The organism is Kitasatospora sp. NPDC088134 (assembly GCF_044741705.1).
In the GTDB taxonomy this organism is placed as follows: Bacteria; Actinomycetota; Actinomycetes; order Streptomycetales; family Streptomycetaceae; genus Kitasatospora.
Genome location: NZ_JBIUTD010000012.1, coordinates 107,829 through 129,121 on the forward strand (window position 1 = coordinate 107,829; position 21,293 = coordinate 129,121).

General features: G+C 72.3%; 21 protein-coding genes and 1 tRNA gene. 17 read left to right on the forward strand and 5 right to left on the reverse strand.

The window, feature by feature from the left end; all coding sequences use genetic code 11:
• Positions 1–60 precede the first annotated feature (60 nt).
• The 4 genes from ACIOHG_RS20285 (at position 61) to ACIOHG_RS20300 (ending at position 2,632) form a co-directional block, all read left to right on the forward strand.
• Positions 61–339: a MoaD/ThiS family protein gene (locus ACIOHG_RS20285; protein ID WP_014135950.1), complete on the forward strand. Its 279-nt coding sequence runs from the start codon at positions 61–63 to the stop codon at positions 337–339.
• Positions 339–1,307, forward strand: a complete 969-nt coding sequence (locus tag ACIOHG_RS20290) for a PLP-dependent cysteine synthase family protein (RefSeq protein WP_400952415.1) — start codon at positions 339–341, stop codon at positions 1,305–1,307. Before ACIOHG_RS20285 ends, ACIOHG_RS20290 begins: the two co-directional genes overlap by 1 nt.
• A 219-nt stretch (positions 1,308–1,526) precedes the next feature.
• Positions 1,527–1,715: a MarR family transcriptional regulator gene (locus ACIOHG_RS20295; protein ID WP_400952417.1), complete on the forward strand. Its 189-nt coding sequence runs from the start codon at positions 1,527–1,529 to the stop codon at positions 1,713–1,715.
• Between the two features lie 164 nt (positions 1,716–1,879).
• Positions 1,880–2,632, forward strand: a complete 753-nt coding sequence (locus tag ACIOHG_RS20300) for an MBL fold metallo-hydrolase (protein WP_400952420.1) — start codon at positions 1,880–1,882, stop codon at positions 2,630–2,632.
• Here the strand turns inward: ACIOHG_RS20300 and ACIOHG_RS20305 are convergent.
• Positions 2,620–3,537, reverse strand: a complete 918-nt coding sequence (locus ACIOHG_RS20305; RefSeq protein ID WP_400952422.1) for a branched-chain amino acid transaminase — start codon at positions 3,535–3,537, stop codon at positions 2,620–2,622. The two genes, ACIOHG_RS20300 and ACIOHG_RS20305, sit on opposite strands and share 13 nt — an antisense overlap.
• 194 nt (positions 3,538–3,731) lie before the next feature.
• On the opposite strand from ACIOHG_RS20305, the gene ACIOHG_RS20310 reads away from it, so the two are divergent.
• The gene (locus ACIOHG_RS20310; RefSeq protein ID WP_400952424.1) at positions 3,732–4,679 is read left to right on the forward strand and encodes a LuxR C-terminal-related transcriptional regulator; all 948 of its coding nucleotides are present in this window, start codon (positions 3,732–3,734) and stop codon (positions 4,677–4,679) included.
• A 25-nt stretch (positions 4,680–4,704) separates the two neighbouring features.
• Here ACIOHG_RS20310 and ACIOHG_RS20315 read toward each other — a convergent pair whose 3' ends face one another.
• Both ACIOHG_RS20315 and ACIOHG_RS20320 read right to left on the reverse strand, forming a co-directional pair.
• A complete protein-coding gene (locus ACIOHG_RS20315) occupies positions 4,705–5,955 on the reverse strand; it encodes a PTS transporter subunit EIIC (protein WP_400952426.1) in 1,251 nt (416 codons plus the stop codon).
• A gap of 223 nt (positions 5,956–6,178) precedes the next feature.
• The gene (locus ACIOHG_RS20320; RefSeq protein ID WP_400952428.1) at positions 6,179–7,471 is read right to left on the reverse strand and encodes a PTS transporter subunit EIIC; all 1,293 of its coding nucleotides are present in this window, start codon (positions 7,469–7,471) and stop codon (positions 6,179–6,181) included.
• Between the two features lie 371 nt (positions 7,472–7,842).
• Between ACIOHG_RS20320 and ACIOHG_RS20325 the strand changes: the two genes are divergently transcribed.
• The 4 genes from ACIOHG_RS20325 to rdgB all read left to right on the forward strand — a co-directional run bounded on the left by ACIOHG_RS20325 (position 7,843) and on the right by rdgB (position 10,251).
• Positions 7,843–8,076, forward strand: a complete 234-nt coding sequence (locus ACIOHG_RS20325) for a glucose PTS transporter subunit EIIB (RefSeq protein WP_099899415.1) — start codon at positions 7,843–7,845, stop codon at positions 8,074–8,076.
• Positions 8,077–8,204: 128 nt separating this feature from the next.
• On the forward strand, positions 8,205–8,930 hold the full coding sequence (gene rph, locus ACIOHG_RS20330; protein WP_400952431.1) for a ribonuclease PH: 726 nt from the start codon (positions 8,205–8,207) through the stop codon (positions 8,928–8,930).
• 293 nt (positions 8,931–9,223) lie between these two features.
• On the forward strand, positions 9,224–9,619 hold the full coding sequence (locus tag ACIOHG_RS20335) for a hypothetical protein (protein WP_400952434.1): 396 nt from the start codon (positions 9,224–9,226) through the stop codon (positions 9,617–9,619).
• Between the two features lie 26 nt (positions 9,620–9,645).
• Positions 9,646–10,251: an RdgB/HAM1 family non-canonical purine NTP pyrophosphatase gene (gene rdgB, locus ACIOHG_RS20340; protein WP_400952436.1), complete on the forward strand. Its 606-nt coding sequence runs from the start codon at positions 9,646–9,648 to the stop codon at positions 10,249–10,251.
• A gap of 83 nt (positions 10,252–10,334) precedes the next feature.
• Here the strand turns inward: rdgB and ACIOHG_RS20345 are convergent.
• Positions 10,335–10,418 (reverse strand) — tRNA-Leu (locus ACIOHG_RS20345).
• A 253-nt stretch (positions 10,419–10,671) separates the two neighbouring features.
• Between ACIOHG_RS20345 and ACIOHG_RS20350 the strand changes: the two genes are divergently transcribed.
• Together ACIOHG_RS20350 and ACIOHG_RS20355 are read left to right on the forward strand one after the other, a co-directional pair.
• Positions 10,672–12,993 carry a glycosyl hydrolase family 18 protein gene (locus ACIOHG_RS20350; RefSeq protein WP_400952439.1) on the forward strand — a complete coding sequence of 774 codons (2,322 nt, stop codon included), beginning with the start codon at positions 10,672–10,674 and terminating at the stop codon, positions 12,991–12,993.
• A gap of 290 nt (positions 12,994–13,283) precedes the next feature.
• Positions 13,284–15,653 carry a chitinase C-terminal domain-containing protein gene (locus tag ACIOHG_RS20355; RefSeq protein ID WP_400952650.1) on the forward strand — a complete coding sequence of 790 codons (2,370 nt, stop codon included), beginning with the start codon at positions 13,284–13,286 and terminating at the stop codon, positions 15,651–15,653.
• 71 nt (positions 15,654–15,724) lie between these two features.
• Here ACIOHG_RS20355 and bcp read toward each other — a convergent pair whose 3' ends face one another.
• Complete coding sequence (gene bcp, locus ACIOHG_RS20360; RefSeq protein ID WP_400952441.1) at positions 15,725–16,198, reverse strand: thioredoxin-dependent thiol peroxidase; 474 nt, start codon at positions 16,196–16,198, stop codon at positions 15,725–15,727.
• 146 nt (positions 16,199–16,344) lie between these two features.
• Here bcp and ACIOHG_RS20365 point away from each other — a divergent pair, with 146 nt between their 5' ends.
• From ACIOHG_RS20365 to ACIOHG_RS20390, 6 genes are all read left to right on the forward strand, one after another.
• Entirely contained in the window at positions 16,345–16,695 is a 351-nt protein-coding gene (locus tag ACIOHG_RS20365) for a DUF3618 domain-containing protein (RefSeq protein WP_400952443.1), read from the forward strand.
• A 213-nt stretch (positions 16,696–16,908) separates the two neighbouring features.
• Complete coding sequence (locus tag ACIOHG_RS20370; RefSeq protein WP_400717929.1) at positions 16,909–17,211, forward strand: GroES family chaperonin; 303 nt, start codon at positions 16,909–16,911, stop codon at positions 17,209–17,211.
• A gap of 117 nt (positions 17,212–17,328) precedes the next feature.
• A complete protein-coding gene (locus tag ACIOHG_RS20375) occupies positions 17,329–18,129 on the forward strand; it encodes an ABC transporter permease (protein WP_400952445.1) in 801 nt (266 codons plus the stop codon).
• Complete coding sequence (locus ACIOHG_RS20380) at positions 18,122–18,955, forward strand: ABC transporter permease (RefSeq protein WP_400952447.1); 834 nt, start codon at positions 18,122–18,124, stop codon at positions 18,953–18,955. The genes ACIOHG_RS20375 and ACIOHG_RS20380 overlap by 8 nt, the downstream gene beginning before the upstream one ends.
• A 22-nt stretch (positions 18,956–18,977) precedes the next feature.
• Positions 18,978–19,946, forward strand: coding sequence for an ATP-binding cassette domain-containing protein (locus ACIOHG_RS20385; RefSeq protein WP_400952449.1), 969 nt, complete (start codon positions 18,978–18,980; stop codon positions 19,944–19,946).
• A gap of 96 nt (positions 19,947–20,042) precedes the next feature.
• Positions 20,043–21,251 (forward strand): glycosyltransferase family 2 protein, encoded by a 1,209-nt coding sequence (locus ACIOHG_RS20390; protein ID WP_400952452.1) that lies wholly within the window; start codon positions 20,043–20,045, stop codon positions 21,249–21,251.
• Positions 21,252–21,293: the final 42 nt, after the last annotated feature.

Consider the following 21,293-nt stretch of genomic DNA (forward strand, 5'->3'; position numbering starts at 1 on the left):
CTTCCCCTGCCGCGCCCCGCCCGGCCCGGCATCCCGAAACCACTCCACAGGAGCGCAGCCATGGCCATCGAGGTCCGCATCCCGACCATCCTCCGCACCTACACCGACGGCGCCAAGGCCGTCGACGGCAACGGCGCCGACCTCGGGGAGCTCTTCACCGACCTCGACTCGCGCCACCCCGGCATCGCCGCCCGGCTGCTGGACGGCGGCGAGCTGCGCCGCTTCGTCAACGTCTACCTGAACGACGAGGACGTCCGCTTCCTGGACGGCATCTCCACCGCGCTCTCCGACGGCGACAGCGTCACCATCCTCCCGGCCGTGGCCGGCGGGATGAAGTAATGCGCTACGACAGCCCGATCGAGGCCATCGGCAACACGCCCTTGGTGCGGCTGCCGCGGCTGTCGGCGGCCGTGCCCGGGAACGAGGACGGCCTGGTCACGCTCTGGGCCAAGCTGGAGGACCGCAACCCGACCGGCTCGGTCAAGGACCGTCCGGCGCTGCGGATGATCGAGCGCGCCGAGGCGGCCGGCCGGCTCACCCCGGGCTGCACCATCCTGGAGCCGACCAGCGGCAACACCGGCATCTCGCTCGCCATGGCGGCCAAGCTCAAGGGCTACCGGATGGTGTGCGTGATGCCGGAGAACACCAGCGAGGAGCGGCGCGAGCTGCTGAAGATGTGGGGCGCGGAGATCATCCCCTCGCCCGCCGCGGGCGGCTCCAACACCGCGGTGCGGATCGCCAAGGAGATCGCCGCCGAGCACCCCGACTGGGTGATGCTCTACCAGTACGGCAACCCCGACAACGCCGGCGCGCACTACGCCACCACCGGCCCGGAGATCCTCGCCGACCTGCCCACCGTCACCCACTTCGTGGCGGGCCTGGGCACCACCGGCACCCTGATGGGCATCGGCCGCTTCCTGCGCGAGAAGGTCCCCGGCGTGCAGATCGTCGCCGCCGAGCCGCGCTACGACGACCTGGTGTACGGCCTGCGCAACCTGGACGAGGGCTTCGTCCCGGAGCTGTACGACGCCGAGGTGCTCACCACCCGCTTCTCGGTCGGCTCCGCCGACGCCGTCACCCGCACCCGTGAACTGCTGCAGCTGGAGGGCATCTTCGCGGGCGTCTCCACCGGCGCGGTGGCGCACGCCGCGATCGGGGTGGCCCGCAAGGCCGCGAAGGCCGGCGAGCGGGCCGACGTGGTGTTCGTGGTCGCCGACGGCGGCTGGAAGTACCTGTCCACCGGCATCTACACCGCCGAGACCACCGAGGCGGCGGTCGAGGCTCTGCAGGGCCAGCTCTGGGCCTGAGCAACCCCCTCGACTGCGGCGCGGCACCCCTCGCGGGGGCCGCGCCGCCGTGCCTGTCGGATCATCGTCCCGCTGTGACATGTCGTCATTTGTCCGTCCCCGGCGACCGGTTCGTCACGGAACCGTCACCGCGGACGGTCGCGGACGGGCGGCCCCCCGGGCCCCGGCAGGCTGGGCGGCGCACCACTGGTTCGCCGCTCAATCCCGGAGGAGGGCGCCATGCCCGGCCGAGAGCTCTGGTCCTACGTCGAGATCGCCCGGCACATCAACGTGCGGGCCGAGACGGTCCGCAACTACAAGCGGCACGGACTGCTGCCGGAACCCGACCGGGTGGACGCCGCCGGCCACCCCCGCTGGTACCCCGAGACCATCGAGGACTGGGCCAGGGCCCGCCCCGGGCACCGCTGAGCGCCCCCGCCCCGTCCTGGTGATTCCGCCCACAGCCCGGCACGGGAGAGGGGGCAAAGTGCCGTCCGGCCCTTACCCTCGACACTCATGGAACCCGCCGCGCCGCACCGGCCCGGCGGGGCGGCCGCGGGCGATGGGGCCCGACGGGGCGGGAAGGACTCGGCATGAAACTGACCGTGGTGGGGTGCTCGGGGAGCTTCCCGGCCGTGGACTCCCCGTGCTCGAGCTACCTGGTGGAGGCCGAGGGCTACCGCCTGGTCGTCGACCTCGGCAACGGCGCGCTCGGCGCCCTGCAGAAGTACACCGGCCTGTACGACGTCGACGCGATCCTGCTCAGCCACCTGCACGCCGACCACTGCGTCGACCTGTGCGCCTACTGGGTGGCCCGCAACTACCGGGTCGAGGGCTGCCCCGACCCGCTGCCCGTGCACGGCCCGGCCGGCACCGCCGACCGGCTCGCCCGCGCCTACGACATGCCGGAGAAGCCCGGCATGACCGAGGTCTTCGACTTCCGCGACCTCTCCGACGGCGCCCGCCTCGGCCTCGGCCCGTTCACCGTCACCGCCGCCCGGGTCAACCACCTGGACTGCGAGGCCTACGGCTTCCGGATCGAGCACGGCGGCCGCAGCCTGGTCTACTCCGGCGACACCGGCGTCTGCCCCGAACTGGTCGAACTCGCCCGCGGCGCCGACCTGTTCCTGTGCGAGGCGGCGTACACCGACGGCAAGGAGACCTTCGACTCCATCCACCTCAACGGCCGCCAGGCCGGCGAGCACGCCACCGCCGCCGGGGTGGGCCGCCTGGTGCTCACCCACATCCCGCCGTGGACCGAGCGCGAGCGCAACCGCCGGGACGCCGCCGAGACCTTCGCCGGCCCGGTCGACCTGGCCCGCGCCGGGGCCGTCTACGAACTCTGAACCGGCGTCAGCCAGTGCCGGTACCGGGCGTCCGCCCCGCTCACCGCGGCCCGGTACGCGGCGGCCAGACGCTTCGTCAACTCGCCCTCGGCAGACGGTAGTTCCCGGTTGTCCAGGGAGGCCACCGGCACCACCCCGGCGGCCGTCCCGGACAGGAACACCTCGTCCGCCGCGTACAGGTCCGACCGCAGCAGCGGCTCCACCCGGACCTCCGCGCCCAGGTCCCGGGCCAGCGTCAGCAGGGTGTCCTGGGTGATCCCCTCCAGTGCGCCCGCACTGCCCGGCGGCGTGCGCAGCACCCCGTCGCGGACCGCGAACACGTTCTCCGCGCTGCACTCGCTCACCGTCCCGTCCGGCGCCAGCAGCAGCGCCTCGTCGAAGCCCGCGTCGGTGGCCTCCCGCCGGGCCAGCGCCGAGTTCAGGTACGGGCCGGTGGCCTTCGCCGCCGGGGGGACGGCGTTGGCGTCGGTCCGCCGCCAACTGCTGGTCGCCAGCCGCAGCCCGCGCCCCGCCGGCAGCAGGGCCGGCCACTCCCAGGAGGCGATCGACACGCTGGTGGGGGAGTGCCGCATGTCCAGCCCCATCGCGCCGTACCCCAGGAAGGCCAGGTGCCGCAGGTAGCACTCCCGGTGGCCGTTCGCCGCCACCAGCGCCACCGTTGCCTGGGCCAACTCATCTGCCTTGTAAGGGAGTTCGATGCGCAGCATCCGGGCGCTGCGCTCCAGCCTGGCCAGGTGCGCGTCCAGCCGGAACACCGCGGGACCGGCCGCGGTGTCGAACACCCGGGTGCCCTCCAGCACCCCCGTGCCGTAGTGCAGGGCATGGGACAGCACGTGCACGCGCGCCTCCCGCCAGGGCACCAGCGCGCCGTCGAACCAGATCACGGAGGACTCGGGAATCGTCATGCCGCCCATCCTGGACAGCCCGCCCCGCCCGGCGAAGGCCCCGGGCCACGCCGCATCCGGCCATGGCCGCGAGCGGCACCCCCGTCCCGGATGCCGGACACCCCCGGTTGCCGGAGCGGCCGCAGATGACGGAGCCGTCTCGGATGCTGAAAAGGCGCCGCCGCCCACCGGCCCCGGGCCTAGGCTCCCGAAGGGTGGAGACCAGCACCGCCCTGTACGCCCGCCTGCTCGCCGAACCCGGCCGGTCCCTGGACTCCCTGTGCGAGGAACTCGGCTGCGGGGAACGGGAGTTCCAGCAGGCCCTGGGTGAACTGCGCGGCCTCGGACTGCTCCGTGCCACCGCCGCCACCACCAGCGGCGTCACCGCCGTCCCGATCGACACCGCCGTCCGCCGGCTGCTCGCCGACTCCGACCGCCGCTTCACCGCCCTGCTCGGCGAGGCCCGCCGCACCCGCGAACGCGTCGAGCAGCTGCACACCCGCTACCTGCCGCTGCAGACCGGCACCGCCCACGAACTCGTCCGCGGCGCCGACCGGGTCGCCGCCCTGCTGGAGGACGCCGCCCGCGGCGCCCGCACCGAGGTCCTGTCGCTGCGCCCCGGCCAGGACCGGTCCGAGGCGGGCCTGGCCGAGAAGCTGGCCCGGGAGCGGATCGCGCTCGCCCACCGGGTCGCGCTGCGCACCGTCTACCCCGCCGCGGCCCTGCACCGGGGCGCGGTGCTGGCGCACGTCCAGGAGCTCACCGCGGCCGGCGCCGGCATCCGGGTCGCGCACACCCTGCCGCTGTGGCTGATCGTGGTGGACGCCGGGCTGGCCGTGCTGCCCGCGCCCGGCGAGCCGCCCGGCACCGCCGCCGTGGTGGTCCGCGACCCGGCGGTGGTCGGCGTGGTCCGCGAACTGTTCGAGCACTTCTGGGCGGCCGGCTGGGTCCCGCCCGAACTGCTCGGCCGCACCACGCCCGACGACCGCCACCGCGAGGTGCTGCGGCTGCTCGCGGCGGGCCTGACCGACCGGGCGATCGGCCGCAAGCTGGAGGTCTCCGACCGCACGGTGCGCCGCCTGGTCGCCGACCTGACCACCGCGCTCGGCGCCCGGTCCCGCTTCCAGGCGGGCGTGCACGCGGCCCGGCTGGGCTGGATCTGACGCCCTGTCGGGCGCTCGCGGGGCGCTACCCGTCCTCGGGGTCCTCGTCCTCGCGCCCGGGCGTCTTCAGGTCGAAGCGCAGGATCACGAACCGGAAGACCGTGTAGTAGACCGCCGCGAAGGCCAGCCCGATCGGCACGATCAGCCAGGGTTGTCGGGCGTAGCTCCAGTTCAGCACGTAGTCGATCGCGCCCGCCGAGAAGGTGAAGCCGTGGTGCACCCCCAGCGCCCAGGTGACGGCCATCGAGAGCCCGGTGAGCAGGGCGTGCACCGCGTACAGCGCGGGGGCGATGAAGACGAAGGCGAACTCGATCGGCTCGGTGATGCCGGTGGCGAAGGAGGTCAGGGCGAGCGAGAACATCATGCCGAGCACGGCGCGGCGGCGCTCGGGGCGGGCGCAGTGCGCGATGGCGAGCGCGGCGGCGGGCAGCCCGAACATCATCACGGGAAAGAAGCCGGACATGAACTGTCCGGCGCTCGGGTCGAGTTGGAAGAACCGGTTCTGGTCGCCGTGGACGATCTGCCCGGCCGCGTCGAAGCTGCCGGCCTGCTGCCAGAAGAAGGCGTTGGCGATCTGGTGCAGCCCGAACGGCAGCAGCGCGCGGTTGACCACCCCGAAGATCCCGGAGCCGAGCGCGCCGAGGCCGATCACCCAGTTGCTGAAGCTGTCGACGGCCGAGCCGACCGGCCCCCAGCACAGGCCGAACAGGATGCCGAGCCCGGTGCCGACGAAGGCCATCACGATCGGCACCAGCCGCCGCCCGTTGAAGAACCCCAGCCAGTCGACCAGCCGGACCCGGTGCAGCCGCTGCCACAGCAGCGCGGCGAGCAGCCCGACCACCACGCCGCCGAGCACGCCCGGGTCCTGGTAGGTGGCCGGGGCGTCCAGGCCGGGCAGCGGCCGGTACTCGCTCTTCGGAAAGGCGGTGAGCACCTGGTGGTACGTCAGGAAGCCGACCAGGGCGGCCAGCGCGGTCGAGCCGTCGGCCTTCCGGGCGTACCCGATGGCGATGCCGACGCAGAACAGCAGCGGCATCCAGTCGAAGACGGCGTGCCCGGAGGCGGAGAACACCTCGGCGACCTTGGTCCAGCGCAGCCCGTCGGCGCCGAACACGTCGGGCTGGCCGAGCCGCAGCAGGATGCCCGCGGCGGGCAGCACGGCGATCGGCAGCTGCAGGCTGCGGCCGATCTTCTGCAGGGCCGGGAAGACCCGCGAGCGCGGCCCCCGGCCGCCCGGCGCCGCCGCGGACGGGGAGTTCTGCGCGGTCGTACTCATAGCGGGCGGGTTCCTCACGGCAGCGCGATCCTGGTCTAGACCACTGGCGGTCCTGTCCAGTTTTCTAGCACGCGCCGATCGGGCTCCGGAACCCTCTCACGGCGGGTCGCGGGCAAGCGCCACCGAATCGAAACCTTCCCCGCCTGACGTCCGGTCAGCACCCCGGCAGCGCCGCGCCCCCGGTCGGGAGGGGTCTCCCGCCGGGGGCGCGCCGAACCGGCCCTCAGGCCTTGGTCACGTCCTCGACCTCGTCGTCGTCCTCGCGCCCCGGTGTCTTCAGGTCGAACTTGACGATGACGAAGCGGAACAGGAAGTAGTAGACCGCCGCGAAGCAGAGGCCGATCGGGATGATCAGCCAGGGTTTCGTGGCCAGGTTCCAGTTGAGCAGGTAGTCGATCAGGCCCGCCGAGAAGCTGAAGCCGTCGTGGACGCCCAGGGCCCAGGTGACGGCCATCGAGACGCCGGTCAGTACGGCGTGGATGCCGTACAGCAGCGGGGCCACGTAGGCGAAGGAGTACTCGATCGGCTCGGTGACGCCGGTGACGAAGGAGGTCAGTGCGACCGAGGTCATCAGGCCGTAGATCTCCTTGCGCCGGTGCGGCTTGGCACAGGCGGCGATCGCCATCGCGGCGGCCGGGAGCGCGAACATCATGATCGGGAAGAAGCCGGACAGGAACTGGCCGGCCGTCGGGTCGCCGGCCAGGAAGCGGCCGATGTCACCGGTGCCGGACTTGTGGGTCACCGGGTCGGTGTAGGTGCCGAACTGGAACCAGACGAAGGTGTTCAGCAACTGGTGCATGCCGATCAGCAGCAGCGCGCGGTTGGCGAGGCCGAAGATGCCGGAGCCGAGGGAGTCGAGGTCGGAGAGCCACTTGGAGAAGTCGGCCAGCCCGCTGCCGATCGGCTGCCAGATCCACACCATCAGCGAGCCGAACAGCAGGCCGACCAGGGCGGTGATCATCGGGACCAGACGGCGGCCGTTGAAGAAGCCGAGCCAGTCGACCAGCCTGACCCGGTGGTAGCGCACCCACAGCCAGGCCGAGAACAGGCCCATCAGGATGCCGCCGAGCACGCCGGGGTTCTGGAAGTCCACTTTCACCGCGGTCTTGGCGTCGAAGTCGATGCAGACCGTCTCGTGCAGTGCGGTGCCGGCCGGGCAGTCCTTCGGGAAGGCCCGCAGGACGGCGTAGTAGACCAGGAAGCCGGCCACCGCGGCGAGCGCGGTCGATCCGTCGGCCTTCTTCGCCATGCCGATCGCCACGCCGATGCAGAACAGCAGCGGAAGGCCGAGCGCCGGGTCGAGCAGCGCGCCGCCGGCGGCACCGATCGCGGAGGCGACCTTGTCCCAGCCGAGACCGTCCTTGCCGAAGATGTCCGGCTGGCCGAGCCGGGTCAGCAGGCCCGCGGCGGGCAGGACGGCGACCGGCAGCTGCAGGCTCCGGCCCATCTTCTGCAGGCCGCCGTAGAAGGTGTGCCACCACGTGGACTGGTGCGCCGTGGCGCCTGGTGAACTCATCGTCGGCCCTCCGCTGCCGTGCCCGTACGTCTCCGGGTTTCATCCGTGCGTGGGGCCAGGAACACCGGCGGACCGTCCTGCGTTGTCCCGGGTACACCTAGAATTGGTGTAGACCATTTGTGGGGCAGTGGCGGTCCGCGGGTTCGAGAGCCCGATGGTCGCCATCCTCCGGTGCCCCCGGCACGGGCCGCGCGCGGAGATAGCCCGAAAGTGGACTAACGTGGCATATCGTCCGAAATCGGGTGATGCTGGTCGCGCCGTCGGAAGGCGCGGCAGACTGATCCCGCGTCACCTCCGGCCGGTACCACCGCACACGCAGTACGGCACCCGGCGGCCGACCGCCGAAGCGCCGATACAGAGGGAGAAAGACCATGGCCAGCAAGGCTGAGAAGATCGTCGCCGGTCTCGGCGGGATCGAGAACATCGACGAGGTCGAGGGCTGCATCACCCGGCTGCGCACCGAGGTCCACGACGCCTCCAAGGTCGACGAGGCCGCGCTCAAGGCCGCCGGTGCCCACGGTGTGGTGAAGATGGGGACGGCCGTGCAGGTCGTCATCGGCACCGACGCCGACCCGATCGCCGCCGAGATCGAGGACATGATGTGAGCTGAGCCTCCCGCAGGCCCGCTCCACCCGCTCCATCCGCACGGCCCGCCCGCCGGACGCCCCGGCCGGCGGGCCGTCGCGCGTCCGCCGGGCCGGGGCGGCGGCCCGGACCCGATACGCTCGTTCGCATGTCACGCATCGACGGCCGCACCCCCGAACAGCTCCGCCCGATCACCATCGAGCGGAACTGGAGCAAGCACGCCGAAGGCTCCGTCCTGGTCTCCTACGGCGACACCAAGGTGCTGTGCACCGCCAGCGTCACCGAGGGCGTCCCGCGCTGGCGCAAGGGCAGCGGCGAGGGCTGGGTCACCGCCGAGTACGCCATGCTGCCCCGGGCCACCAACACCCGCGGCGACCGCGAGTCGGTCCGCGGCAAGATCGGCGGCCGCACCCACGAGATCAGCCGGCTGATCGGGCGCTCGCTGCGCGCCGTGGTCGACCACCGGGCGCTGGCCGAGAACACCATCGTGCTCGACTGCGACGTGCTGCAGGCCGACGGCGGCACCCGCACCGCCGCGATCACCGGCGCCTACGTGGCGCTGGTCGACGCCGTCTCCTGGGCCCGCGACAAGAAGCTGCTCCGGGCCAAGGGACAGCCGATCACCGGCGGCGTCAGCGCCGTCAGCGTCGGCATCATCGACGGCGTCCCGATGCTCGACCTCCGCTACGAGGAGGACGTCCGGGCCGAGACCGACATGAACGTCGTCTGCACCTCCGACGGCCGCTTCGTCGAGGTCCAGGGCACCGCCGAGGGCGCCCCCTTCGACCGCGCACTGCTCGACCGGCTGCTCGACCTGGGCAGCCTCGGCTGCGCCGAGCTCGACGAGATCCAGCGCAAGGCCCTGGAGCTCTAGTGCCGCGCCAGGCAACCTTCGCCCGTCGCGGCGCCCGGCACGCCCTCTCGCCGCACCGGCCGAAAACCCAAGTACACCCAGTACGAGGGCTTCCGCCCGGCACGCCGAGAGCACGCACCGACCGCCGCTCCTTGACGGCAAAGGTTGCCTGACGCGGCACTAGCCCTCCCGGGGAACCGGTGTGGGCCGAAAGGCCGTCAGAAACGGCAGGTGACCCGCGTGTGCTGTACAGGCGCGCGGGTCCGCCCTTAACGTTCGCTGTGGGCCCGCACATCCCTCTGGAGGACTCGCCGATGCAGCAGTCGCTGAGCATCAACCGCACCGCCGCGCTCTCCGTCGCCGCGCTGGTCCTGGTGCTGCCGCTGAGCGTGGTCAGCTGCTCGGCCGCGCAGAAGGCCGTGGACTGCGCCAACACCGCGGTGCAGATCTCCACCGACGTCGCCCAGGTCGGCAGCGCCTACAACAACGCCCAGCAGGACCCGGCCGCCGCCGGGCAGGCGCTGCAGCACCTCAAGGCCGACATGGACAAGCTCGGGCGCAACTCCAACGACGTCGACGTCACCAAGGCGATCAACGACCTGCAGACCCAGGTCGACAAGGTGCAGAAGGCCGTCGACAGCAACCAGGTCCCCGACCTCGGCCCGCTCGGCAGCGCGGCCGGCCAGATCAGCAAGGTCTGCACGGGCTGACCGCCCGGGGTCACTACGCTGGGGGCATGACCAAGCGACTCGTTCTCGCCACCCGCAACCAGCACAAGGTCGCCGAGCTGCGCGACATTCTCGGCGCGGCCGGACTGGAGGTCGAACTGGTCGGCGCGGACGCCTTCCCCGAGGTGCCGGACGTGCCGGAGACCGGGGTGACCTTCGCCGAGAACGCGCTGCTGAAGGCGCACGCACTGGCGAAGGCCACCGGGCTGCCCGCCGTCGCCGACGACTCCGGCCTGTGCGTGGACGTGCTCGGCGGGGCGCCCGGGATCTTCTCCGCCCGCTGGGCCGGGCGGCACGGCGACGACAAGGCCAACCTCGACCTGCTGCTCGCCCAGCTCTCCGACATCGACGCCGGGCACCGCGCCGCCTCCTTCGCCTGCGCCGCCGCGCTCGCCCTGCCCGACGGCACCGAGCGGGTCGTCGAGGGCCGGCTGTTCGGCACCCTGCGCACCGAGCCGGCCGGCAGCGGCGGCTTCGGCTACGACCCGATCCTGCAGCCGCTCGGCGAGAGCCGGACCTGCGCCGAGCTGACCGCCGAGGAGAAGAACGCGATCAGCCACCGCGGGCAGGCCTTCCGGGCGCTCGCCCCCGTGGTCGCCGACCTGCTCGGCTGACCCGCCGTCAGCGCAGCCGTCAGCTGTGCGAAGAGGCCCGTCCGGAGGTGTCCGGACGGGCCTCTTCACGTGGTGGACCCCTGTGCGGCCTGAGGGACTCGAACCCTCACGAGATCTCTCTCACGGGCACCTAAAACCCGGGCGTCTGCCAATTCCGCCAAGACCGCCGACAGTGACTTCCCGCCATGCTACTTGCCCGTCACGCGGGCGTGCACCACCCTTTCGGGCGGTGCTCGGGGCCGGTTCGGCTTGTTCAAGAATTGGTATGGACCTATTGACCCGAGTGGTCCAGACCACATACGTTCGCGCCGATCCGCGGAAAATCGGGCCCCGCCGGTGCGCAACGGCCGGGCCCCGGCACGTCATTCCTCCCCCACGGCGCCCGGTCCCCCTGCCGGGCGCGAGCATTGGAGCGACCTCATGCCCGAACGCGCCACGACCGCGCGCTCCGCCGCCCGCCCCGGGCGGCGTCCGTTGAAGGCCGGCACCGCGCTGGCGACCGCGACCGCCCTGGTGGCCGGGGCCGCCGGACTGGTCACCGTGATCGGCGGCGCCTCCTCGGCCGCCACCGTCAACCTGCTGGCCAACGGCGACTTCGAGACCGGCACCCTGGCGGGCTGGACCTGCTCCGGCGGCCTCGGCTCGATCACCGGCACCGCCCCGCACGGCGGCGGCAAGGCGCTGCAGGCGGCGGCCTCCGCCTCGGACAGCGCGCAGTGCTCGCAGACCGTCGTGGTCAGCCCGAGCACCACCTACAGCCTGAGCGGCTGGCTGAAGGGCAACTACACCTACCTGGGCGTCACCGGGACGGGCACCACCGACACCAACACCTGGGGCTCCAGCGCCGACTGGGCCAACCGGAGCACCACCTTCACCACCGGTGCCTCGACCACCTCGGTGACGGTCTACACCCACGGCTGGTACGGCCAGGGCACCTACTACGCGGACGACCTGGTCCTCACCGGCCCCGGCGGGTCGGGCTCCAGCAGCCCCTCGGCGAGCGCGAGTTCGAGCGCGAGCGCCAGTGCCAGTGCGAGCGCTTCGCCGTCCACCTCGGCCTCGGCTTCGCCCTCGCAGAGCGCCTCGCCGTCCGCCAGTGCCTCGCAGAGCGGGACGCCGGGCGGCGACGGGGTGGTGACCACGCCGACCGGGCTGACCGCGAGCGTGGCGGGCACCGCGGTGACGCTGAAGTGGAACGCCTCGGCCGACAACGCGCAGAACGGCAACAGCGCGGTCTACCGGATCTTCACCGGCACCACGACCCAGACCGCGACCTCGATGGGCACCGCGGTGACCGTCTCCTCGCTGCTGCCGAACACCTCGTACAGCTTCACCGTGCAGGGCTACGACAAGGACGGGCACAGCAGCGGGTTCTCGGCGCCGGTGACCGTGACCACCGGGGCGGCGCCGACCGGCGCGCTGAAGTCGGCGTACTTCGCGCAGTGGGGGATCTACGGGAACAAGTACTACCCGTCCACGATGGCGGCGACCGGCGCGGCCGCCGGGCTGAACACCATGACGTACGCGTTCGCCAACATCGACCCGTCGACGCTGAGCTGCTTCGAGACGATCAAGGCGGCCGACACCAACGACAACAACCCGAACGCCGGCGACGGGGCGGGCGACGCGTTCGCGGACTACCAGAAGGGCTACACCGCGGACATCGCGGTGGACGGCACCACGGACGCCTGGACCCAGCCGCTGAAGGGCAACTTCAACCAGCTGCGCGAGCTCAAGGCGAAGTACCCGAACCTGCGGATGACGATGTCGCTGGGCGGCTGGACGTACTCCAAGTACTTCTCGGACGCGGCCGCGACCGACGCCTCGCGCAAGAAGCTGGTCTCCTCCTGCCTGGACATGTTCATCAAGGGCAACCTGCCCTCGATCCAGGGCGACGCGACCGGCGGGGCCGCCGCGGCGATGGGGATCTTCGACGGCATCGACATCGACTGGGAGTACCCGGCCTCCGCGGGCGGCCACACCGGCAACCACTGGTCGGCGGCCGACACCGCCAACTACACCGCGCTGCTGGCCGAGTTCCGCAACCAGTTGGACGCGTACGGGAAGACCGTCGGCAAGAAGTACCTGCTGACCGCCGCGCTGCCGTCCGGCCAGGACAAGATCGCGCTGCTGCAGACCGACCAGATCGGGAAGTACCTGGACTACGGCAACGTGATGTCCTACGACATGCACGGGGCCTGGGACGCGACCGGTCCGACCAATCTGCAGGACCCGCTGTACGACAGCCCGAACGACCCGTCCAACCCGGTCGCGCCGGGCACCCAGAAGTACACCGTGGACAACGCGGTGAACGCCTTCCTGAACGGTGCCCCGGCGTACGGCATCAAGGGCGGGTTCCCGGCGGGCAAGCTGGTGCTGGGCGTGCCGTTCTACTTCCGCGGCTGGACCGGCGTCCAGGCCGGGGCGAACTACGGCCTCTACCGGGCCGCGACCGGGCCGTCCGCGGCGCAGGGGACCAGCCAGACCGCGGGCGTGGCGTTCTGGAAGGAGCTGGCGGCGGCCGGGAAGACCTCGGGGGCGACCGTGCACTGGGACCCGACCACGCAGAGCTCGTGGATCTACGACGGCACCACGCTGTGGACCGGTGACACCCCGCAGGCGATCGCGGCGCGCGGCGCGTACGCCACGGCCAAGGGCCTCGGCGGCGTCTTCGCCTACTCGCTGGAGGCCGACGACCCGTCCGGGACGCTGGTCAACGCGATGGCCGGCAGCATGAAGTAGCGTCAGGCCGCCCTGGGGAAGGCCGGATCGTCCGAGTGCGGACGGTCCGGCCTTTCCGGCCAAGTTGGTACAGACCTGTTGACGCGGGTGGTCCAGACCTTTTAAGTTCGGCGGAACTTCCCCCACAGGTGTGAGCCCTCCCACAGGCGCACACCCGACACTCTCTCCTGGAGGACCGAGTGTTGATCCGACCTGCGACGGCGCAGCGCCCCACCGCTGCCGGCCGTCAGAAGACCGGCCGCAAGGCGGCGTTCGCCGTCACCGCGGCCGCCGGGCTGGCGGGCCTGCTGATGGGCACGCTCGGCGTCGCCCCGTCCGCCGCCGCCGTCGACAACCAGGCGTGTCGTCCCGACGGGATGTACACCACGCCCGGCGTCGACGTCCCCTACTGCAACGTCTACGACAGCAGCGGCCGCGAGCAGATGGGCGCCGACCACCAGCGCCGCGTCATCGGCTACTTCACCAGCTGGCGCACCGGCAAGGACGGCACCCCCGCCTATCTGGTGAACAACATCCCCTGGGACAAGGTCACCCACCTCAACTACGCGTTCGCGCACGTCGCCTCCGACAACACGCTGTCGGTCGGCACGGACGGCCCGAACAACGCCTCGACCGGGATGACCTTCCCCGGCGTGGCCGGCGCGGAGATGGACCCGGCGTACCCGTACAAGGGCCACTTCAACCTGCTCAGCAAGTTCAAGAAGCAGTACCCGAACGTCAAGACCATGGTCTCGGTGGGCGGTTGGGCCGAGACCGGCGGCTACTTCGACGACTCCGGCAACCGGGTCGGCTCGGGCGGCTTCTACTCGATGACCGTCAACGCGGACGGGTCGGTCAACCAGGCCGGCATCAACACCTTCGCGGACTCCGCCGTCACCTTCATCAAGAAGTACGGCTTCAACGGCGTCGACCTCGACTACGAGTACCCGACCTCGATGAAGGACGCGGGCAACCCGCTCGACTACACCCTCTCCAACGCCAAGCGCGCCTCCCTGATGAAGGGCTACGCCGCGCTGATGAAGACCATGCGGGAGAAGCTCGACCGGGCCTCCGCCGCCGACGGCAAGTACTACCTGCTGTCGGTCGCCGCCCCGTCCTCGGGCTACCTGCTGCGCGGCATGGAGACCTTCCAGGTCACCCAGTACCTGGACTACGTCAACATCATGTCGTACGACCTGCACGGCGCCTGGAACAAGTACGTCGGCCCGAACGCCTCGCTGTACGACGACGGCAAGGACGCCGAGCTGGCGGCCGTCAACGTGTACGGCACCTCGCAGTACGGCGGCATCGGCTACCTGAACACCGACTGGGCCGTGCACTACTTCCGCGGCGCGATGCCGGCCGGCCGGATCAACCTCGGCGTGCCGTACTACACCCGCGGCTTCCAGAACGTCCAGGGCGGCACCAACGGCCTGTGGGGCACCTCCTCCACCACCAACTGCCCGGCCGGCTCCGGCCTGACGACCTGCGGTGACGGCGCCGTCGGCATCGACAACATCTGGCACGACCTGGACACCAACGGCAAGGAGTCGCCGGCCGGCTCCAACCCGATGTGGCACGCCAAGAACCTGGAAGCCGGCGTCGTGCCGGACTACCTGGCCAAGTACGGCGTCACCGACACCGCGCTCAAGGGCACCTACACCCGCAACTACAGCTCGGCCCTGGTCGCGCCGTGGCTGTGGAACGACAGCAAGAAGGTGTTCCTCTCCACCGAGGACGACCAGTCGATCGGCGCCAAGGCCGACTACGTGGTCAACCAGGGCGTCGGCGGCGCGATGATCTGGGAGCTCGCGGGCGACTACAAGTGGGACGCCACCGCCAACGGCGGCAAGGGCGAGTACGTCCAGGGCAGCACCATGACCTCGCTGCTCTACGACAAGTTCAAGTCCGCCTCCGCGTACGGCGCGACCCGCTCCACCATCGCGCTGCCGCAGCAGACCCTGCCGATCGACGTGTCGTTCACCCAGTTCGCGCTGGGCGACAACAACTACCCGATCAACCCGAAGATCCACATCGTCAACAACTCGACGGTCACCCTGCCGGGCGGCACCGAGTTCCAGTTCGACTACTCGGTCTCCGCGCCCGGCAACGCCGCCGACCAGTCCGGCTTCGGCTCCAAGGTGATCCGGGCCGACCACACCGGCAGCAACGTCGGCGGCCTCAAGGGCACCTACAACCGGGTCTCGCTGAAGCTGCCGACCTGGCAGACCCTGGCGCCCGGCGCCTCGGTGGACGTCGCCTTCGTCTACTACCTGCCGGTCTCCACCCCCGCCAACTGGACCGTGAACGTCGGCGGCACGCTGTACGGCATCACCGGCGACTACACCCGCGGCACCACCGCGAGCACCTCCTCGCCGTCCCCGTCCCCGTCCGCCTCGGTCTCGGCTTCCGCCTCCGCCTCTGCCTCGCAGTCGGCGTCGCCCTCGGCCTCGGCCTCCGCGAGCCCCTCGCAGTCGGCCACCCAGTCGGCCTCGCCGTCCGCGTCGGCCACCGTCGGGACCTGCTCCGGCGCGCCGAGCTGGAGCGCCGGCACCACCTACGCCACCGTCACCAAGGTGTCGTGGAAGGGCCACTACTACCAGAACAAGTGGTGGACCGCGGGCGAGGACCCCTCGCTGAGCGGCGCCTGGGGCGTCTGGACGGACCTCGGGGCCTGCTGATCCCGAGCCCATGAACGGCGGTGGCGGTCGACCCGGTCGGGGGGTCGGCCGCCACCGCTGCGCTCCGCGGGCTACTGACCGACCTTCAGGTCCTTCAGCAGCTTCGCCACGTGGCCGGTCGCCCGGACGTTGTACAGCGCCCGCTCGACCTTGCCCTGCTCGTCCACGATCACCGTGGAGCGGATCACGCCCTGGTAGGTGCGGCCGTAGTTCACCTTCTCGCCGTACGCGCCGTACGCCTCCAGCACCGCGTGGTCCGGGTCGGACAGCAGCGTCACCTTCAGGTTCTCGGTCTCGCGGAACTTGCCGAGCTTCTCCGGCTTGTCCGGCGAGATGCCGATCACGTCGTAGCCGGCCCCCTCGAACACCGCCAGGTTGTCGGTGAAGTCGCAGGCCTGCTTGGTGCAGCCCGGGGTCAGCGCGGCCGGGTAGAAGTAGACGATCACCTTGCGGCCCAGGTGGTCGGCCAGCGACACCTGGTGGCCGTCGGCGTCGGACAGGGTGAAGGCGGGGGCGGTGTCGCCCGCCTGCAGGCGCTCGCTCACGGTGCTGGGTTCTCCTCTGGAACTGGGCCGGTGCTGGTACTGCCCGCCAACCTACTCCCGTTGGTGGGTGGCGCTGCGCGAGCGCGGCGCCGAGCTGACAGACTGTCGGTGGAGAAGGAAGTACCCAGCGGTAGCAGAGGAGAGGGGTGGCCCCAGTGGCAGCGAGCGGCAAGGACACGTCGGCACCACGCACGACGGCCCAGATCGAGGCGGACATCGCCGGGACCAGGGACCGGCTGGCCGCGACCCTCGACGAACTCGCCATGCGCGTCCACCCGGCCACCGTCGCCGCCCAGACCAAGGCCCGGCTGCGCGCCGCGGTCGAGCAGAAGGCCGGGCAGGCGTACGTCGCCGCGAGCGGCGCCGTCGAGCAGACCCGGGCGAAGTTCGTCGACGAGGACGGCCGGCTGCGGGCGGAACGGGTGGTGCCGGTCGCGCTGGTCGGCGTCGGCGCGGTGCTGCTGGTCGCCGCGGTGCGGCGCCGGCGCAAGGGCTGAGCGGTCCGAGGGCCGGGCGGTCCACAGGCCGAGTAGTTCAAGGCGTGACCGGTCCGCGGACCGGACGGCGGGGCCTCGGGCGGGTGCCCGGGGCCCCGCCGCCGTACCCGGCGGGGTACGGTCGGGGGCGTGAGCGAGAACGACACGCAGGGCACGGCCGGAGCCGGCGACCGAGGACCGCACGACCGGCTCGGGGAGAAGCTCCCGATCCGCATGCTGCACGACCGGGTACTGGTCCGGACGGAGGCCGGGGAGGGCGAGCGCCGCTCCACCGGCGGCATCCTGATCCCCGCCACCGCCGAGCTCTCCCGGCGCTGCGCCTGGGCCGAGGCGGTGGCCGTCGGCCAGAGCGTCCGCTCGGTGGAGCCCGGGGACCGGGTGCTGTACGACCCCGAGGACAAGCTGGAGGTCGAGGTGCGCGGCGCGACGTACGTGCTGCTGCGCGAGCGCGACCTGCACGCGGTCGCGGCGGGGCGGTTCGGCGACAACGAGGGGTCGACGGGGCTGTACCTGTAGGGGCGGCGGACCCCGCCGCTGACGGGGTGTCATAAATCGGGTGCGGGCCGGGGGGTGCCGGGCATACCGTGGTGGGCCGGACCGGTCCGGGCGGCATGTCGACAAGGGGACACGCACATGGGGGTGTACCTGTCGGTGGCCCGCGGCGCGTTCCGGCGGTACTCGACGTACCGGGCGGCGACCGTCGCCGGGGCGGTCACCAACACGGTGTTCGGCGTGATCCTGGCCTCGACCATGCTGGCGCTGTGGCGGGCCCGGCCGGGGCTGGGCGGGTACGACGCGCAGCAGGCCGTGACGTACACCTGGATCAGCCAGGCCCTGCTGGTGACGGTCGCGGTCTGGGGCGGCGGCTTCCAGGACGACGTGCAGGCCAGGTTCCGCAGCGGGGACATCGCCGTCGACCTGTACCGGCCGGTGGACTTCCAGGGCTGGTGGCTGGCCACCGACGCCGGGCGGGCCGGGTTCCAACTGCTCACCCGGGGCGCGGTGCCGCTGCTCGCCGGGTCACTGCTGTTCGAGCTGCGCCTGCCCGCCGACCCGCTGGTGTGGGCGGAGTTCCTGCTCGCCGCGGCGCTCGGCCTGGCGGTCAGCTTCGGGCTGCGCTTCCTCGCCTCGCTGACCGGGTTCTGGCTGCAGGACGCCGAGGGCGTGCGGGCCGCGATGATGGTGGTGGCGATGTTCTTCTCCGGCACGCTGCTGCCGATCCCGCTCTTCCCCGGCCCGCTGGGCGAGCTGGCCCGCCTGCTGCCCTTCCAGGCGATGGTGCAACTGCCCGCGGACGTGCTGCTGCGGCGGGCCACCGGTCTCGGCCTGCTGCACCTCTACGGCTTCCAACTCGCCTGGGCGGCCGTCCTGCTGGCGCTCGGCCGGGTCGGCCAGGCGCTCGCGGTGCGCAAGGTGGTGGTCCAGGGTGGCTGAGGACGCCGGGCTCGCCGCCCGGGCCGGCTGGGCGGTGCGCGGCTGGTGGCTGATCGCCGCGATGTGGGCCCGCTCCACGCTTTCCTACCGGGCGTCCTTCCTGTTGACGCTGGCCGCCAACGTCCTGATCACCTTCCTGGACTTCGCGGTGCTGATCCTGATGTTCCGGCACACCCGGCAGCTGGCCGGCTGGACGCTCCCCGAGACCGGGTTCCTGTACGGCACCTCCTCGATGGCGCTCGGCGCCGCGAACGTGCTGGTCGGGTCGGTCGGCGGGCTCGGCGAACGGGTCCGCGCCGGGACGCTGGACACCATGCTGGTCCGGCCCGTCCCGGTGCTGGCCCAGCTCGCCGCCGAACGCTTCTCGCTGCGCCGGATCGGCCGGACGGTGCAGGCCCTCGCGGTGCTCGGCTGGTCGCTCACCGCGCTCCACGTGCCGTGGACCTGGGGCCGGGCGCTGATGGTGCCCGCGCTGCTGCTGTGCGGCACGGTGATCTTCTGCGCGGTCTTCGTGGGCAGTTCCTGCGTCCAGTTCTGGTGGGGCGAGGCCGCCGAGCTGCAGAACTCCGTCACCTACGGCGGCGCCACCCTGCTGCAGTACCCGCCCACCGTGTTCGCCAAGGAGATCGTGGCCGGCACCGTCTTCGGCGTGCCGCTGGCCTTCGTCAACTGGCTGCCCGCGCTGTACGTGCTGGACCGCCCCGACCCGCTCGGCCTGCCCGGGGCGTTCCGGTTCGCCGCGCCGCTGGCCGCCGCGCTGTGCGTGCTGGCCGCCGCCGTCGCCTGGCGGGCCGGGCTGCGGGCCTACCGGTCCACCGGAAGCTGAACCGAAGGAGAAGGAGGCACCCGTGGCGGTGATCGAGGTCGAGGACGTCCGGCGCAGCTTCACCGTCCGCACCGGCACGGGCCGTTGGCGGCGGGAGAAGCGCGAGGTGCGGGCCGTCGACGGGCTGACGTTCAGCGTCGAGGAGGGCGAGTGCGTCGGGTACATCGGGCCCAACGGCGCGGGCAAGTCCACCACCGTGAAGATGCTCACCGGCATCCTGGTGCCCAGCGGCGGCCGGCTCCGGGTGGCCGGCGTCGACCCCGCCGCGCGGCGCACCGCGCTGGCCCGCCGGATCGGCGTGGTGTTCGGCCAGCGGACCACCCTCTGGTGGGACCTGCCGCTGCGGGACAGCTACGAACTGGCCCGGCGGATCTACCGCGTCCCCGCCGCCCGGTACCGGGCCAACCTCGACAGGTGCGTCGAACTCCTCGACCTGGGCGGCCTGTTGGACGTCCCCGTCCGGCAGCTCTCGCTCGGCCAGCGGATGCGCGGCGACCTGGCCGCCGCCCTGCTGCACGACCCCGAGGTGCTGTACCTGGACGAACCCACCATCGGCCTCGACACGGTCTCCAAGGCCAAGGTCCGGGCCTTCCTGCGGGAGACCAACCGGGAGCGGCGCACCACCGTGCTGCTCACCACCCACGACCTCACCGACATCGAGCAGCTGTGCGGCCGGGTGATGGTCGTCGACCACGGCAAGCTGGTCCTGGACGGCCCGCTGGAGCGGCTGCACGCCGCCGGGCGGAGCGAGCGCACCCTGGTGGTCGACCTCGCCGAGGCCCGGCCGCCGATCGAGCTGCCCGGCGTCCGGGTCGACCGGGTCGACGGCCCGCGCCAGTGGCTGGCCTTCCCCGCCGACCAGAGCGCCGCCCCCGTGGTCGCCGCCGTCGCCGAGCGCTACCCGCTGGTCGACCTGTCGATCCGGGAGCCCGCGATCGAGGACGTGATCGCCCGGATCTACGCCGGGACGGCCGCCGCGCCGGTCACCTGACGGCGGGTCGGGCCCCGGCCCCGGCCGACACACCGGCGCCGTCCCTCGATCGGGTGATGGAGGTGACCGAACGGCCGGTACGGGAGTTGACACCACGTGACCGAGCAAGCAGGGACCGGGCCGCGACCGGACGTCAGCGTGGTGATCGCCGTCCACGACACCATGCCGTACCTGACCGCGTGCCTGGACTCGCTGGTCGGACAGACCATCGGGCCCGCGCGGATGGAGGTGGTCGCCGTCGACGACGGGTCGAGCGACGGCAGCACCGAGGAGCTCGCCCGCTTCGCCGCCGCCCACCCCGGACTGTTCCGCACCGTCCGGCAGCCCGCCTCCGGCGGCCCCGCCAAGCCCACCAACCGCGGCACCGAACTGGCCCGCGGCCGCTACCTGCTCTACCTCGGGGCGGACGACTGGCTCGGCCCCGAGGCGCTGCGGCGGATGGTCGACGCCGCCGACCGCTGGCACTCCGACGTGCTGATCCCCAAGCAGGTCGGTGAGAACGGGCGGATCGTCCCGCAGGGCATCTTCGACCGCACCGCCGAGCAGGTCACCTTCACCGACTCCGCGCTCGCCTGGGCGCTCGGCGACACCAAGCTGTTCCGCCGCGAACTGGTGGTCGCCCACGGGCTGCGCCGGCGCGAGGACCTGGTCATCCACTCCGACCAGCCGTTCACCATCGGCGCGCTGATGCACGCCCGCAAGGTCTCGGTGCTCGCCGACTACGACTACTACCACCTGGTGTCCCGGCAGGACCGCTCCAACGTCACCCACCGGGCCGGGCCGCTGGACCGGCTGCGCGGCTTCCGCGCCTCCCAGGAGGTGCTGGCCGGGTACGCCGAGCGGCCCGCCCACCGGGCCATCCGGGAGCGCTTCTTCAGCTGGGACGTCCCGCAACTGCTCCAGGAGGGCTTCCTGGCCGAGCCGCCCGCCCTGCAGGCCCGGATCGCCCGCGAGATCGGCGAACTCGTCGACCGCTACTGCCCGGCGCTGGTCTTCGCCGACCTGCCGGTGCCGGTCCGGCTCCGGCTGGCCCTGGCCCGGCGCGGCGACCTCCCCGGCCTGTGCGAGCTGATCGGCCACGAGCGGGAGCACGGCGCGCCGCCCGAGGTCCGGCGCCGGGGCCGGCTGTACGCGGCCTACCCGATGTTCCGGGAGCGGCGGCGCGCCCTGCCCGACGCGCTGTTCGAGATCGGCCCCGCCCCCGGCCCCCGGGGCTGGCGCCGGCTGGTGCCCGCCCCGCTGCGGCGGGCCCGCCGGGCCGCCCGGCGGCGGGTCCGCGGCCTGGTGGCCGCACTGCGGGGCTGAGACGGACGTGGTGGCGGAACCGGAGAGAGGCGGAGCGGTGGA